The following is a 15,337-nucleotide window of genomic DNA, read 5'->3' on the forward strand; positions in this document are numbered from 1 at the left end:
TGACGGTACCTGGTTGGCACCGACGGGGAGACCTGCCTCGTGACGCTCGTCGAGCGCTCGTTGCGCTTCCTGCTGTGCTCGAGGCTCGCCGACATGGTCTCGTCGCTGCCGGAGGCCCTGAGGCGCACCCTCGCGTGGGACCGGGGCTGCGAGATGACGCGCTGGAGGGGCTTCGCCGACGCCACGGGCTTCGAGGTCTACTTCTGCGACCCGAGGAGCCCCTGGCAGCGCGGCACCAACGAGAACACCAGCGGCCTGCTCAGGCAGTTCTTCCCCAAGGGGACGGACTTCTCGCGGGTGGGGGACGGCGAGGCCGCGAGGGCGCGGGACCTGCTCAACGGCAGGCCGCGCAAGACGCTGGGATGGAGGACGCCGGCGGAGGAGCTGGCGCGCATGCTGACGGAGAGTGGTGCAACGGCTGTGTGAATCCGTCGGGCTAGATATCCAATACGAGAAGCTATTGTGCGAAAAGCCGGAAGAAGGCTGTATCCTGGTAGTCAAACGCCTCGAAGTTGATGGAGGGCTCTAGAGTCGCTATCGAGTAGGCTCCGTCATCGGCAAGAAGAATCGTGTGCTCAGTGACAACATGATAGAAGCCTCGGTAAATCTCAACGAGGGGCGTGACGCAGCCGATGGCAAGGCACACGATTAGCAGAACCCGTCGCAGACGGCTGGGACGGTACACATCCCTTCTGTCAGCCAGCACGGCCTGTGCGCACATGAGCATCAGTATGAAGATGGCGGGTATCGACACCCTCATGGTGAAGTCGTAGCCTCCGCCCACGCGGATGAAGGGACAGGCAAGTAAGAGTCCGCACACGGCGTAGAACAATGGCTCCCTTCGATGCTCCCTCCAGATCAATATCAGATATGCACCAGCATCCAAGAAGAGCAAGGCGGCAATCAGCTTGAGGGAGGGGCCGCCGTCTGCGGCGGCAGTTGAGTGAGCCCCACCAGCAAAGGCGGCGTTGCTCACGAAGTAAGTAATAACGATGGGGCACCAGCCCAGGAGGGTCAGGAGGTTTTGGGGGCTGAGGGCGTGCTCTCGGAAGTACCGCGCGGAGCACCAGAGGGGATGGCCTGCGTGCTCGCGCGTCATCACGGATTGAACAAGGTCTGCGACGAACTTTATCAGCATGAGAATGGTGAGGCCCAATGCGGGGAAGGGGCCGAATAGGAGGGTCGTGGAGACGATGGGAACGTAGTTGCGGGCGTCCTTCTCCTGAACGAAGCACATGGTCGCTATCCATGGTGCAACGGCCTGGTTGAAGACCCAGTAGAGGCACGTCGTTATGGAGCTGAATTGAAGGGCGCCATACGCCCACCATTCCAGATGGAGGGTCTCCGGCGCCAGCGACTGACCGAGAGTGCCCTTCAGGAAGGCCCCGACAACGTCCATGCCAGAGAAGAAGATGAAGATGGCCACAAGTGCCGGGAGCCTCTTCATGCTGTCAGAACCGAAGTGGACGTACATCAGCAGCACGACCAGCGTGAGCCCGAGCGTAGTCCAGAGCCAGAGCAGCACGTTGCCAATCGCCCAGGCAACACCCAGTCCGACGACCTTATATACCCCTTTTGCCAGCATAGCGGGCACAAGCCAGTGACCGATGTAGTAGGAGAGCGCCGTGCCCTTCTCGGCGTAGATGACGGGCCAGGGTCGGGTGATGAGGTCTCTGAAGATGGCATTTCGTATCGTCCAGTCGTGCGTCTGGAACCAGAGGTTGCCCTGCCCGCCCAGAAAGGACCAAAGCAGCATAACCGCAACGATTCCAACGAGGGCCTTGATCGAGAGGGGGACGGCCCTTTCGTCGCTTGAGACGCCGTTCCCTCCCGAATGTTTGAATGCCGTCAGGTAGACTGCCGCGAGAAGCATGACAGCGCATGGCAGAGCGATATAGAGCCGGACGAACGTCAGCAGGAAGACAAGGCAGGGAAGTGCCATGTACACAAACGCAAGGCGGCGGAGTTTCGTGTAGGTTAGCTCTAGCATAGAACTCCCCAACGAGGGCAGGAGAATCACGTTCTGCAATCGTACACCAGGAGCGCCCGGAGAGCCCTGACGATGGCGCTCCAGTGCGTCGCACCCTATGTCTGACGGGGCGATACAATAAGGCTGCGTGCTGACCGCTCAATGGAATGGAGCTTGCGATGTCTTTTAAAAACGGAGACTACAAGCTTGAGGAGTCCCAGCGCCTTGAGTTCAAAGAGGCTGCCGCTGGGCTACCGGATGACCTTTGGGAGTCATATTCTGCTTTTGCGAATACAGAGGGTGGGGAAATAGTCCTTGGAGTTCATGAGGACAAGGCCAGTCACGAGTATTCCTCAGTGGGCGTATCCGAGGCGGCCAAGCTGGTAGATGCGATTTGGTCGATCGCCAGAGATCCTAGGCGCGTCAGTCAGGATATCCTGCTCGCAGATGGCGTCAGCGTCATTTCAAGGGATGGCTTGGACTTCGTTGTTATTGATGTCCCAAGAGCGGACAGAAGTGAAAAGCCGATTGAAGTATACGAGAAAAGACAGAAGAAGTTCGTTGCCTATGTTAGGCGAGGCAGCGGCGACCATAGGGCTACAGCATACGACATTGATGGAATGAGGTACGACAAGACTCCCAAAGCCGACAGGAGCCCTCTCGAGGAGTTCTCCCTGGAGGCATTGTGCCAAGAGACTATCCAGAAATATCGGCGCGTCTTTTCCGCTGTCAAGCAGAACAGTCCATGGAACTCGGATAGTGACGAGGACTTCCTCTATCACATTGGCGCTGTTGCCAAGGGTCATGACGGGATGCTCCATCCCACAAGGGCCGGGCTGCTTGCATTTGGATTTGAATATGAAATTACCAGCTACATTCCCCAGTTCCTCCTGGATTATCGCGAAGAGACCTCAGAGGACATTCGTTGGGAAGACCGAGTTTGCTCCGAAAGCGGGGACTGGAGCGGAAATATCATCGACTTTTATTTTCTAGTTTCAGAGAGGCTGATTCGTCACTTCAAGTCCCCCTTCTTCACGAACGAAATGGGCACGAGGCATGGGTCCAAGAATCCGGTTACTGAAGCGCTCAATGAGGGCGTGGCTAACGCAGTCATACATGCGCACTATGGAACGGCGGCAAGTGTCAAAGTGATACTTGGCTCGGAGCAGCTCGAGATAACGAATACCGGCGGGTTTCTGATTGATCGAGACGTCGCGATTGCCGGGGGCTTTTCTGAAGCAAGAAATCCCACTTTAATGAGAATGATGAACTTCATCGGCGCTTCAGACCGTGCCGGAAGTGGCCTGCAGGATATCTGGAGTACTTGGTCGGACGCGTTCGGTTGTGAACCCGTCCTGACCGAGAGCTACCATCCCTCTATGGTGAAGCTGGTCCTTCCGGTTTTCTCTGGTATGGGTGGTCCGGCGGCCCGATATGTGCCCGGGAAATATGACGAGGCCATTTTGGGTCTCTCGGAACAATCTCAGGGCGGCGTAACCATTGAGCAGGTTAGCGGCCGGCTCGATATATCCGAGAGGGTTGCTCAGAAGAGTCTAAAGAGGCTTTTCGAAGCGAAGAAGCTTAACCGCTTCCGTGATGGTCACCGGTTTAGGTACGTGCCGTACGACACCAGAGCCTAGGCCCGCGAACGTTCGGGAACCAACGCGAACGTTCGGGAACCAACGCGAACGTTCGGGAACCAACGCGAACGTTCGGGAACCAACGCGAACGTTCGGGAACCAACGCGAACGTTCGGGAACCTATGCCCTCTTGATGCCCAACGCGAAGACAATGCCGAACCATGCCGTAAGCAACGCCATAAGAGCAAGGTAGACCCACGATGCCCCATCGATACCGGCGGCGCCGACGACCATGGGTGAAGAAACGAGAGCGAGGAGGGCGACGACCACGTATCCGAGCGTCAGCTTGCTCTGCCAGCGAATGATGGTGATGCCCGTGGTGAAGAGCGTCGCCATGGCGAGGAAGCCTCCCCCCACGAGAAGTACGACCAGATCGATCTTGTATGGTTCGAGCTCGGCGTTGTACAGGAGGCTGAGCACGGGAACGCCCAACAGCCATGCGCCGGCGATGCAGGCGAGCGTGATGATTGCGATAACGAGCACCTGAACCGCAAAGCGACGGGCAAATACATCGTGCTTTCCCTCCGCCCAGTTCTCCGCTAGGGACGCGATGATGGGGTTGTAGATGAAGCCGGCGAGCAGGCCGACCACGAAGACCGGCATGGCGATGAATCCGTAGTAGGCCTGCGCCGTGTCGTCCATTGCGACGTCGATGGCGTACTTGGGGGCGTTTCCAATGTAGAAGAGCAGGAAGGTGGCAAGAAACACCGGAAAGCTCTCGCGCAGCAGCTCTCCCGCGTGATGCAGCGCTGCGCGTCCATGTTTGATTTGAGCGCTCCCGCTAGTTGGAAGGCCAAAACGCCTGCGCGCCCAGAGCGTCTCGGCCACAAAGAAGATTCCCGTGAACACGGTTGTGGCAGTCAGGGAGAGCAGCAGGCTGCGTGTTGCCACAATGAGTCCCGCGTAGAGCACGATCATGGTCAGCATGCGCAGCGTGAGCACCTTTGCGCCCACGTCCAGCCTGCCGTGCTGCTGATAATTGCCGTGAAAGACGTCCTCCAATGCATCGATGGCCTTAAAGATGAGCATCATGAGCACCGTGAGGGTCTTCTCGAGGGAGTAACCCACCGTGATTGCCGACCACGCGAGCCACGCGCAGCCCCCAACGATCATTGCGGCGACGGAGATGACCCGGGCAACGAGGTACGAGCGGAAGTCGTACTTCTCGTCCACGTCAGAGACCTGGAAGTTGCGGATGCCGTACTTTCCTACGTTGAGGAATAGGTTTGCGTTTGCGTAGGCAAGGGTGAAGACACCGGCGGTCACCATGTCGCATACATGCGTGAGCACGGTGAGCATGATGACGGATTGGAAGGCATTGAGCAGGCCAGACGCCGTGTTCCAGAGGTAGGCGGAGCGCTCTATTGTGGCGTCGTCCTGCTGACCGGAATCGTTGTGTCGAACAGCCCTATGCATGTCTGCCTCGCTCGTCATAGCTCCAACAGCTCCCTATGGTATAGCAAGCGGCGTTATGTTCACGGAGGTGGGCCCACATTCAGGAAATATGTGACTTTTGACACAGGGGAGTCTGCGGTATCAATGAATTGCTCAATGCGATAGCATGATAACGCTGGACGAGTGTGCAGAACGAAGGAAGGGCTTGGACGATAGGGACGACATAGGACCCGACGTGAGCTTCGTGGCCCCGGAGCCCGACCCCAGCGTCCCCGCCCCCAACCGCGGCGGGGTAGGGTATCGCTTTGTCAAGCGAGCCTTCGACCTCGTCTTCTCCGGGGTTGCCTGTGCTGCGGGCCTGATTCCTGGAGCCCTTCTCTGTGTGGTCATTTGCCTGGACTCACCGGGTAGTCCCATCTTTAGGCAGGGGCGCGTGGGCAAGGACGGCAGGCCCATCCGCATCTTCAAGTTTCGATCCATGTACGCGGATGCCCATGACCATCCCGAGCGCTACCTCGACGAGGCCCAGCTTGCCCAGTGGAAGCGCGAGCAGAAGGTTGACGGCGACCCTCGCGTGACGCGCGTTGGGCGGCTTCTTCGCCGCACCTCACTTGACGAGTTTCCTCAGTTCCTGAACGTCCTCAAGGGAGACCTCTCCGTGATCGGGCCCCGTCCCGTCACCGAGCAGGAGACCTACGAGTTTGGGGACGCCCGCGACGAGTTCCTCTCCTGCAAGCCCGGCATCACTGGGTGGTGGCAGGTCACGGAGAGAAACAACGCCACCTGGGAGAACCACGAGCGCCAGCTTCTCGAGCTCTTCTATGTTCGTCACGCGAGCGTTCCGCTTGACCTTCGCATTTTCTTCCGCACCTTCAAGGCAATGGGGCGAGGGCAGTGAGCGAAAGCCGCGTCGTGGTAGCGGTCGCCGCTCATAAGGCATATCGCATGCCGGAGGATTCTTGCTACCTGCCTCTTCACGTTGGTGCAGCCCTTCATCCGGAGCTCGACCTCGGATTCCAGCGTGACAGCGAGGGCGACAACATCTCCGAGAAGAACCCGTACTACTGTGAGCTTACGGGCCTCTATTGGCTCTGGAAGAACGTCGAGGCCGACTACAAGGGCCTCGTTCACTACCGTCGCCTGCTGGGCTCTCCGGAGCGTAGCGGCAAGGACCCGTATGATTGCGTGGTCACCGGTGACGAGCTGCTCCCGCTTCTCCAGAAGCACGGCATTGTCCTTGCGAAGAGGCGGAACTACTACATCGAGACGGTGTACGACCACTATGCTCACACGTTCGATGCCGCGCAGTTCGATACCTGCAGAGAAGTGCTCAAGGAGCGTTGTCCGGAGTATGTGCGTGCTTGGGACCGCCTCATGAGCTCACGCGGGGCGCACATCTTCAACATGTTTGTCATGCGCTCTAATCTGTTTGACAACTACTGCTCATGGCTGTTCCCAATCCTTTCCGACCTTGAGGAGAGGATTGGGTTTGAGGGCATGGACACCTTTCAGTCTCGTTGGCCGGGCCGCGTCTCCGAGCGCCTCCTGGACCCTTGGCTCGAGACAAACGGTCTCGACTACGTTGAGCTGCCTGTCGTGAGCCCCGAACCTGTCGACTGGATTTCCAAGGGCAAGGGCTTCCTCGCGGCGAAGTTCCTGGGCAAAAAGTACGAGAGGAGCTTCTGATGGAGCGGCTTCAACAATTGGCAAGTGCTCGTAACCTATCCGCCAAGGTTGCTGCTGTTGTTGTCACCTATAACAGAAAAGCGCTCCTTCTAGAGTGCATTGAGTGTTTGCTCGATCAGACCGTGCAAGACCAACTCGACATCATCGTCGTCGACAACGCAAGCACCGACGGAACGCGCGAGGCTCTTGCTTCCTACGAGAATGACGGCAGCTTGATTTATCTGAATACCAGGGCAAACCTCGGTGGCGCAGGCGGGTTCTCCTTTGGCATGCGAGAGGCGGCAGAGCGCGGCTACGGTTGGGCCTGGGTCATGGATGATGATTGCATGCCCGAACCTACGGCGCTCGAGGCCCTGTGCGCGGCAGCGGAATCTCTCGACGGGAAGTATGGCTTTCTTAGCAGCAAGGTTCTCTGGAAAGACGGTTCCATTTGCGCTATGAACGTTCAGCGCAAGACCGTCTTCAAGAATGTCGAAGATTTCTCTCCCGAGCTGGTGCCGGTTGAAATGGCCTCCTTCGTATCCTTGTTTGTGCCCTGCCAAAACATCCGGCGATTTGGCCTTCCAATTAAAGAGTTCTTTATCTGGACAGACGATTGGGAGTTCACCAGGCGTCTGTCCCGCGAGCTTCCGTGCTATCTCGTGACTTCCAGTATTGTGGTGCATAAGTCAGAGAGAAACCTCGGCGCCAATATCGCCACCTCTGAGATTGATCGCATCGACCGGTTTGGCTACCTGTATCGCAACGATGTGGTGCTTTACAGGCGAGAGGGAGCCGCCGGCTTTGCGTACGAGGTCGTTCGACTTGCCGGCCATGTTTTGCGCGTGTTGTTCAGGGCTCCAGATCATAGGTTGACAAGGGTTCGAAAGCTTGTTTCTGGGACGGCCGCTGGACTAAAGTTCTATCCAGTAATTGAATATCCCGGTGGTGCGTGCCCAGATGATTAGAATACTCGAAGCCTTTGGCGAGCCGCTTGCCCACGGTGGTCAGGAGTCATACGTCATGTCCCAGCTGTCCTGCATGGACAAAGAGGGGCTGCATATCGACTTTCTCACCCCCTACGGGGTTGAGAATGATAGTATTCTCGCCTCTGTTGCTTCATGGGGTGGGGATGTCTATCACTTAGATTTGTCTTTTCACCCAGGTAAGAGTCGCGAATATCTCTCCAGACCACTCGCTGCCTTTTTTAAAGATAGGACATATGACATTGTCCACATTCATTCGGGCAGCACGTCCGTGTTTGCCATCATGGCGTGCGCGGCCAAACAAGCTGGCAACCCTCGAGTTATCGCTCATGCGCATGCCGCCCCTAGCTGTATGACCCTAAAGAATATGGTCGTACGACTTGTTGGGGGCTTGAGGATGTCCCGCTACGTTGACGTCTACTGCGCCTGTTCGAGGCCTGCGGGTGAGTCAAAATTCCCCCCAGGCGTTCATTCCGAGATTCGAGTTCTTCATAACGGCATTGACTGCTCGCGCCTAGTTTTTTCTCCCGAGGGACGTTCGGAAATTCGAGGCGAACTGGGTATAGCGGACGATGAGGTCGTAGTAGGTAATGTAGGCAGGCTGGTTGACTCGAAAAACCAAGGCTTTCTTATCGAGGCGTTTGGCCTGTTTAGGCGGGACTGCAGACGTTCAAGGCTTTTGATCGTTGGCGATGGTCCTGACAGGGCGAAGCTTGTGCGCCGCGCTGCCGAACTGGGGCTTAGCGAGAGAGAGGTCATTCTCGTGGGGAACCGCGATGACATTCCAAATCTCCTTTCGGCTATGGACGTGTTCTGTTTTCCCTCGAAGTTCGAGGGCTTCGGTCTCGCCGTTCTCGAGGCAGAGGCAAACGGCCTGCCGTGCATCATGTCGCCGGCCATTCCTCGAGACGTTGTGATTGATGGCTGTACGGTTAAAGTTGGCGAGGATTCTTGGAGCCCTGAGAGCTGGGCAAAGTCCCTGCTTTCGCTAGTTGGATGCCGGCGTTTTTCTGGAGCAGAACATGTTCGCGCGGCCGGCTTTGACGTCCATCAGACAAGCCAGGATCTTCTGGCGCTTTATCATGAGGCTGTGGCGTGACCCTAGGTTGCGCGTGGGGTTTTGAACGATGGGTCTAAGATGAATTACTTTCTTAATGAGTTTGCCAGCCAGGGATATAATGCTGCGACGAAAGCTCGGCAAGACATTGCTGATGTCCTTCTTAGTGAGGAACTCTGGACTCCCATTGCAACAGAGCGTCGGTGTGACGAGCCTGGGCTTGCTGCCAAGCTGGGGGCGCTGAGGGTTAATCTCAAAACTTGGACGGAGGCCGTGAAGTTAATCGGGGAGGGCGACTGTCTGCTCATTCAGTTTCCCCTGGCAATCTATCCAAAAGTCGCCCTTACCTCTCTGCCATTCATTTCTGCGATTAAGAGTCACGGCGGAAAAATAGTCCTTCTCGTCCACGACCTAGATAACTTTCGGGGGGAGGAGCTGCCGTCTAGCGATGACCCGTATCTTAAAAAAGCCGACGTGATAATCGTGCATAACAAGCGAATGGAAGACCTCGTTTCAAAGGTATGCAACGCCAAGGTGATTCCATTGGGCGTATTCGATTATCTTGCCGATGGCGAACTCCCCCCTGCTGTTAGCGGTATAGACATCGCGGGCAACCTGTCCCCGATCAAAGCCGGATATGTTTATCGTGCCTCAAAGGACCTTCCTGATCTCCCACTAAATCTGTATGGAGCTAATTATGATGGGAGGGCAGGCAGGGCTGAATGGTATCGGGGCAAGTTCCTGCCGCAGGAGCTGTCGCGGCATATGACGGGAAAGTTTGGGCTCGTGTGGGATGGCGATTCGCTCGATACATGTTCGGGTGATTATGGGGAGTATCTAAGAATTAACAGCCCCCACAAGCTCTCCCTCTATCTTTCCCTGGGAAAACCCGTCTTCATTTGGTCTCAGGCAGCCGAAGCGCCGCTCGTAACGGAGAATGGCGTCGGCGTGCTCGTGGACAGCATTTTTGAGGTCGACGAGGCATACAGAAGCATGTCGGAGGATGCTTATCAACTAATGAGAGCGAACGCCCTTGCGCTCGCTGAGAAAGTGAGGGGCGGCTGGTTTACCAAGGGAGCCGTTGCTGCCGCGCTTAAGGCCCTTGGCATGGAGGGCGCTTAGTCCATGGCTGCTTCGGTTAGACGCAATTTCTTGTGGAATGCCTCGTACCAACTGCTGCTGGTCCTGGCCCCGCTCGTCACGACTCCCTACCTCTCTCGCGTACTCGGGCCCGAACAGGTGGGAGTGTACTCATATACCTACTCGATTACCAACTACTTTGTTCTCTTTGCAACGCTTGGTATGGCGAACTATGGCGTGCGTGTGATTGCCGCTGCTGGGTCCGATAGAGCGAAGCGCTCTCGCTCCTTCTGGAGCGCGTACTTCTCGCAGGCTGTCGTTTGTATCCCGGTTACCATCCTCTATGCCGCTTATACGTTCCTCGAGCCTGAGGGTGGCCTCATCATTGCGTTGGTTTGGGGAATGTGGGTCGTCTCGGCAATATTGGATGTGTCGTGGCTCTTCTTCGGCGTCGAGGATTTTCGGTTTCCTACGGAACGCAGCTTCGCTACCAAGCTCGCGAGCGTGGTAGCGATATTCCTGTTTGTGAAGACGCCTGATGACCTTTGGGTTTACTGCGCGGCTATTGCGGGGAGCTTCCTCGCAAATCAAGTAATCATGTGGCCTTTTGTCGGGCGTCATGTTGACTGGGTTAGGCCAACATGGGCTGAGGTTCGCGTGCATTTTGGCCCAAATCTTCGACTCTTTGCCCCGGTCGTCGCCATCAGTCTGTACACCTCTCTTGACAAGATTATGCTGGGGGCAATCTCCGGAATGGAGCAGGCGGGATACTACGAGTACTCAGAGAAGATCAGCAAGATGCCGATGGCGGTCATCACGGCGCTCGGAACGGTCATGCTGCCTCGCATGACGGCGGCTCTCTCCGAGGGTAGAGTGGAGCAGGCGCGCAGTTTGCTCGGCGAGTCCATGTGGGCCATGCAGGCGGCGGCGATGGCTATGGCGTTTGGCATCGGGGCCGTTGCGCCGGAGTTCTCGGTCGTGTTCTTTGGGCCGGGATATGATCCATGCGCGCATATTATGCCCGTTGTTGCCGTCGTCATTCCAATTATCTCGGCGAGCAATGTTATTGGCGTTCAATACATGCTGCCGACGTTTTCCGATGGCGCGTACACGCTCTCCGTCTGCGCTGGTGCTGTGGTGAACGTATCTCTCAATCTGATTCTTCTCAAGCCCTTTGGAGCGGTGGGCGCTGCCGTTGCAACGGTATGTGCCGAGATTGCGGTGCTGGCGTATCAGTGCTGGGTTGTCAGGAACGATCTCCCACTTTGGGCGTATCTCAAGAGCGCGCTTCCCTTTTTTGGAATAGGGTGCATCATGGTGGCATGCGTTCGCATTGTTGCTAGCTGCCTCGGGGAACCATCTATTGGGGGACTTCTAATCGAATTTGCGGTTGGTGCCGTCTGCTACACAGCTCTGGCCGTTGCCTGGTGCGTTTCCACAGGAAAGACCGACCTAATGAGGCGTCTGTTGGGGAGGGGGTAGCTTGGCGGAGAGGAATTGTAGAGGTCTTGAGCCTAACCGTAAGACCAATGAACTTACCGATGGCTATCGTTCGGGCGGCAGAGGAGAAGCCTTGCTCTATCGTCCGCTTTTGAGTCGTGGGCTGTTCCTCGTTGGCTTCGCCTCATGGCTTGTATGGCGAGTTTTTTCCACCTCGGTGCTGACGTTTCCCGATGGGTCACTAGCGCATACTGCGATTCACTATGGATCGCTTGCTGTTCTACTGCTTGCTGCCGTCTTTGGCAGAAAGAAGCCTGTCCATGCGATTGTCGCGCTCGTGCTGTTTGCCCTCGGAGCGGTCGTGTATCTCCGGTCTGGAGATGCCATACTGGTTGATCTTGCGGTTATTCTCTACGCCTGCTCGCTCTTCCCCTTGCGCTGGGTGATGAGGATTGCAGCAATCGTTGTTGCGTTATCGGTTGCTGTGGTTGTGGCTATGTCTCAAGTTGGCCTTGCGCGAGACTATCTTTGGCCGCGCGGGGACGGCACCGTTCGTCATGGTCTAGGCTTTCTTTACTGTACGTATGTCAGTCACTATTACCTGAATCTCGTCCTGGTGTATCTGTATCTTCGCGAGGACAAGCTTCGGTGGATTGAATACGCCCCAATCGTAATCATAAACTTGATTATTTACTTTCTAACGGATTCCAGGAACTCTTTCCTGCTGGTGTTACTTGCAGTTGTCCTTAGCATCGGGATTCGCTTTGAGCCAATTAAGCGGCTCGTGCGGGGAAGGGCGGTGCGCTCTGCTGTCTGCTGTGTCTTTGCCTTATGTGCAGTACTTAGCATTGTGGCAACAGTTGCCTACGACGGGAATTCCTCCGCATGGAGGAATATGAACTCTCTTCTATCCAATCGCCTCGAGCAGACCCAGACGTCTTTTCACCGGTATGGCATCTCGCCTTTCGGCAGAGAAATAGCCTTCGTGGGAAATGGCATAACCGTTACTGAGGAAGGAATAGTTGAGGATAAGGCTGCCGGCTTATCTGGAGATCAAAACTACGTTGATTGCTCCTACATGAATGTGCTTATCCGCTTAGGGGCACTTGCGCTGTTGGCGGCGATTGCAATGTTAACGGCGGGATGCCTCCAAGCGGTCGCAGAGGACTGCCTCGTCCTCCAAATTGGCCTGGTGGTCACCGCGCTTCACTCACTCGTGGATCCCCAGCTATTGGAGTTGCCCTACGACTTCTTCCTGATTGTCTGCTTCGTTGCTCTCTGCGAGCTGATTGAGAAGCGTATCGCCCAAAGATTCGAACGAGCGAACTCATGTGAAGCACTCGTCAAACACGTCGTTGACGCAGAGATTGATGAGCTACAAGAGCCCTGATGAGGGCTGCCGCTGGGAAGGGAAGGCTGCTCCGACGTCCTCTCGGGGTGCTCGACAATGCTTTCGGCGGCTGCTCGGGGCGCTTGACAAAGAGGCCGCGGGCAGAGCCCTTCTCGATGAGACGCAGGGACTTGGCTTCTGTGGCTATGCAGCACCTGCATCCTTCGTCAGGGCGCAGCGGCTTGTCTACGCAAAGATGGCAGGGAGACAGGGGCTGTCGACAGGGGCTATCGGGCGACCCGCTTATTATGTTGATGTGCAATAAGAAATGGTCCGAATGAGCACCGGTTTCTGAGCAACGCGTGCACCGAAAAATGAGCAGTTTGAGCATGAGGGCCGCGCCCCCTTGGACCAGGGGCGCGGCCCCCGCCGTATGGTTGTCCCGGGCGCGTGCTTTGGCGAGACCGCCCGGGAAGGATGGAGGAGATGACCGTGCCCCTGGACGTAAGGAATGATATACGCTCGATGGATGCGAAGGGGGTGCCGCGGGCCGAGATAGCCCGCAGGCTCCGGCTCAGCCGCAACACCGTCGCCAAGTACGCCGACATGGAGGACCTGTCGCCGGAGCCCCCCGCGCCCGCAGACAGGCCGCACCCGGCGATCGACCCGCACGCCGCCTGGATCGACGGGGTGCTCGAAGCCGACCTGGGCGCCCCGCGCAAGCAGCGCCACACCGCCAAGAGAATCTACGACAGGCTCGTCGAGGAGAGGCGCTACGAGGGCTCCTACTCCGCCGTGCAGCGCCACGTGCGCGAGTGGCGGCTCGCGCGGGCGGCGGGCGCGGGGGACGGCTACCTCGAGCTCGAGTGGGCGCCCGGCACCGCCCAGGCGGACTACGGCAACTTCGAGGCGGTGGTCTCCGGGGAGAGGCTGCACCTCAAGCTGCTCGTCGTATGCCTTCCGCACTCCAACGCGCGCTACGCCGTCGCCGGCATGTCCCAGCGCGCCGAGTGCATGTGCGCGGGGCTGGCCGGCGTCTTCGGGTGGATCGGGCGGGCGCCCCGCGAGCTCGTGCTCGACAACGCCACCGAGGCCGGGAGGCGCCTGCGCGGCGAGGTGACCGAATCCCACCTCTTCTCGCTGTTCCGCGCCCACTACCGCATGGGCAGCCGCTACTGCAACCCGTACTCTGGCAACGAGAAGGGGTCGGTGGAGAACGCGGTCGGGTTCATCCGCCGCAACCTGCTCGTCCCCGTGCCCGCGGTCGGCTCGCTCGCCGAGCTGAACGACCTGCTCAGGGACGGGTGCGACCGCTTGAACGCCGCCTCGCGGGCGCGGGACGGCCGCCCGACCCCGGAGGTGCTCGCCGAGGACCTGGCCGCCATGCTCGCGCTGCCGTCGTCGCCCTTCGACGCCGTGCGCTGGGCGAGGTGCCGCGCCGACAAGCGCGGCGTGGTGACCATCGACGGCCGGGGCTACCTCGCCGGTCCCGCCTGGCACTCCCGGGAGCTCCTCTGCGGCGTCCGGGCGGACACGGTGGAGATCCTGGCGGACCGCGGGCGGCGGGTCGCGGTGCTCGAGCGCGCGTTCGGCGACGGGCCCGCCGTGCGCAACCCGCTCTCCCTCGTGCCGGCGCTCGTGGCGCGGCCCCGCGCCTTCGGCGAGTCCGTGATCAGGCGCGACATGCCCGAGGCCCTCGTCCGGGCAATAGACTCCCTCGATGCGGCCGGCCGCCGCCGCGTGCTCAGGTCGATCGAGCGGGCGGCCGGCCCGTCCGGCTTCGACGCCGCCTGCTCCGCGGCGCAGGCGGTGATCGAGGGCGGCCGGATCCCAGACGACGCGACCGTCGACGTGCTGGCCCGCAGGATGGCGGCCGGCGGCCCGGCCGCGGAGGGCGGCGCCGACCTGTCCGTGTACGACGGCTTCCTGAGAGGGGGCGAGGCCCATGCCTGCTAGCGGCGAGCTCGCGCGCAGGATCATGGAGGCGGGCAGGAGGTGCTCGCTCACGATCTCCGTGCTCGGCGAATGGGCGGCGGCGGGCAGTCCGAAGCAGGTCGAGTACCTCGCCTCGTACCTCGAGGCCGAGGCGGCGAGCCGGGACGCCTCCAAGCGCGCGTCGCTGCTCAGGCGCTGCGGACTGCCGGCGCCCAAGACCTTCGACGGCTACGACTGGTCGGCGGTGTCGTGGCCCGAGGGTCTCGGAAGAGACGACCTGCTCTCGCTCGCGTTCCTCGAGCGTCGCGAGGACCTGGTGCTGATGGGCGACGTGGGCACGGGCAAGACGCACATGGCGAGCGCGCTGTGCCAGCTCGCGTGCGACAGGCGCCTGGAGGCCCGCTTCTTCACCGCCTCGTCGCTCGTGATGCGCCTGAGGCGCGCCCGCGAGGAGGGCAGGCTCGACCGCGAGATGTCGCAGATCGCACGGGCCCGCCTGCTCGTGATCGACGAGCTGGGGTTCCTGCCGCTCGACGCCGACGGCGCGCGCCTCGTGTTCCAGGTGTTCGCCGACGCCTACGAGAGGCAGAGCGTCGTCATCACCACGAACCTCGAGTTCTCCCGCTGGGGAGGGGTCTTCGGGGACGACCAGATGGCCGCCGCCGTCATCGACCGCGTCGTGCACCACGGCAGGCTGGTCCAGTTCCGCGGCGAGTCGTACCGCGTGAGGCACGCGCTCATGCAGGACGGGTAGGTGCTCAAAAACCACCGCTCAGGCCGCGAGCTCATACTGCTCAATTCCCGATGCACATTCTGCTCAAAACTACTTGACTAAACACA

General features: G+C 59.0%; 13 protein-coding genes. 11 read left to right on the plus strand and 2 right to left on the minus strand.

Annotated features, from left to right (window positions below; all coding sequences use genetic code 11):
• Positions 1–9: 9 nt before the first annotated feature.
• On the plus strand, positions 10–426 hold the full coding sequence (locus B5F73_RS09065) for an IS30 family transposase (RefSeq protein ID WP_143803181.1): 417 nt from the start codon (positions 10–12) through the stop codon (positions 424–426).
• 31 nt (positions 427–457) lie between these two features.
• Here the strand turns inward: B5F73_RS09065 and B5F73_RS09070 are convergent, their stop codons facing one another.
• Positions 458–1,990, minus strand: coding sequence for a hypothetical protein (locus B5F73_RS09070; RefSeq protein WP_087227918.1), 1,533 nt, complete (start codon positions 1,988–1,990; stop codon positions 458–460).
• Positions 1,991–2,148: 158 nt separating this feature from the next.
• On the opposite strand from B5F73_RS09070, the gene B5F73_RS09075 reads away from it, so the two are divergent.
• Positions 2,149–3,609, plus strand: a complete 1,461-nt coding sequence (locus B5F73_RS09075) for an RNA-binding domain-containing protein (protein ID WP_158094793.1) — start codon at positions 2,149–2,151, stop codon at positions 3,607–3,609.
• Positions 3,610–3,729: 120 nt separating this feature from the next.
• Here B5F73_RS09075 and B5F73_RS09080 read toward each other — a convergent pair whose 3' ends face one another.
• Complete coding sequence (locus tag B5F73_RS09080) at positions 3,730–5,043, minus strand: lipopolysaccharide biosynthesis protein (protein WP_087227920.1); 1,314 nt, start codon at positions 5,041–5,043, stop codon at positions 3,730–3,732.
• Between the two features lie 166 nt (positions 5,044–5,209).
• Between B5F73_RS09080 and B5F73_RS09085 the strand changes: the two genes are divergently transcribed.
• The 9 genes from B5F73_RS09085 (at position 5,210) to istB (ending at position 15,251) form a co-directional block, all read left to right on the plus strand.
• A complete protein-coding gene (locus tag B5F73_RS09085; RefSeq protein WP_239379857.1) occupies positions 5,210–5,902 on the plus strand; it encodes a sugar transferase in 693 nt (230 codons plus the stop codon).
• Between the two features lie 14 nt (positions 5,903–5,916).
• Positions 5,917–6,690: a DUF4422 domain-containing protein gene (locus tag B5F73_RS09090; RefSeq protein ID WP_255376249.1), complete on the plus strand. Its 774-nt coding sequence runs from the start codon at positions 5,917–5,919 to the stop codon at positions 6,688–6,690.
• Entirely contained in the window at positions 6,690–7,637 is a 948-nt protein-coding gene (locus B5F73_RS09095; protein WP_087227923.1) for a glycosyltransferase, read from the plus strand. Before B5F73_RS09090 ends, B5F73_RS09095 begins: the two co-directional genes overlap by 1 nt.
• Complete coding sequence (locus tag B5F73_RS09100; RefSeq protein ID WP_143803182.1) at positions 7,630–8,754, plus strand: glycosyltransferase; 1,125 nt, start codon at positions 7,630–7,632, stop codon at positions 8,752–8,754. The genes B5F73_RS09095 and B5F73_RS09100 overlap by 8 nt, the downstream gene beginning before the upstream one ends.
• A gap of 39 nt (positions 8,755–8,793) precedes the next feature.
• On the plus strand, positions 8,794–9,834 hold the full coding sequence (locus B5F73_RS09335) for a hypothetical protein (protein ID WP_143803183.1): 1,041 nt from the start codon (positions 8,794–8,796) through the stop codon (positions 9,832–9,834).
• A 3-nt stretch (positions 9,835–9,837) separates the two neighbouring features.
• Positions 9,838–11,274, plus strand: coding sequence for a flippase (locus B5F73_RS09110; protein ID WP_087227926.1), 1,437 nt, complete (start codon positions 9,838–9,840; stop codon positions 11,272–11,274).
• A gap of 1 nt (position 11,275) precedes the next feature.
• A complete protein-coding gene (locus B5F73_RS09340; protein ID WP_143803184.1) occupies positions 11,276–12,622 on the plus strand; it encodes a hypothetical protein in 1,347 nt (448 codons plus the stop codon).
• A 465-nt stretch (positions 12,623–13,087) separates the two neighbouring features.
• The gene (gene istA / locus B5F73_RS09120; protein ID WP_158094794.1) at positions 13,088–14,518 is read left to right on the plus strand and encodes an IS21 family transposase; all 1,431 of its coding nucleotides are present in this window, start codon (positions 13,088–13,090) and stop codon (positions 14,516–14,518) included.
• On the plus strand, positions 14,508–15,251 hold the full coding sequence (gene istB / locus B5F73_RS09125; RefSeq protein ID WP_087227929.1) for an IS21-like element helper ATPase IstB: 744 nt from the start codon (positions 14,508–14,510) through the stop codon (positions 15,249–15,251). Before istA ends, istB begins: the two co-directional genes overlap by 11 nt.
• Positions 15,252–15,337: the final 86 nt, after the last annotated feature.

It is taken from the genome of Olsenella sp. An270 (assembly GCF_002159735.1).
GTDB lineage: Bacteria > Actinomycetota > Coriobacteriia > Coriobacteriales > Atopobiaceae > Thermophilibacter.

Coding starts and splice junctions, on each gene's coding strand:
- B5F73_RS09070 (WP_087227918.1), bottom strand. CDS start 1,990: ATGCTAGAGCTAACCTACACGAAACTCCGCCGCCTTGCGTTTGTGTAC.
- B5F73_RS09075 (WP_158094793.1), top strand. CDS start 2,149: ATGTCTTTTAAAAACGGAGACTACAAGCTTGAGGAGTCCCAGCGCCTT.
- B5F73_RS09080 (WP_087227920.1), bottom strand. CDS start 5,043: ATGACGAGCGAGGCAGACATGCATAGGGCTGTTCGACACAACGATTCC.
- B5F73_RS09095 (WP_087227923.1), top strand. CDS start 6,690: ATGGAGCGGCTTCAACAATTGGCAAGTGCTCGTAACCTATCCGCCAAG.
- B5F73_RS09100 (WP_143803182.1), top strand. CDS start 7,630: ATGATTAGAATACTCGAAGCCTTTGGCGAGCCGCTTGCCCACGGTGGT.
- B5F73_RS09335 (WP_143803183.1), top strand. CDS start 8,794: ATGAATTACTTTCTTAATGAGTTTGCCAGCCAGGGATATAATGCTGCG.
- B5F73_RS09110 (WP_087227926.1), top strand. CDS start 9,838: ATGGCTGCTTCGGTTAGACGCAATTTCTTGTGGAATGCCTCGTACCAA.
- istA (WP_158094794.1), top strand. CDS start 13,088: ATGGATGCGAAGGGGGTGCCGCGGGCCGAGATAGCCCGCAGGCTCCGG.
- istB (WP_087227929.1), top strand. CDS start 14,508: ATGCCTGCTAGCGGCGAGCTCGCGCGCAGGATCATGGAGGCGGGCAGG.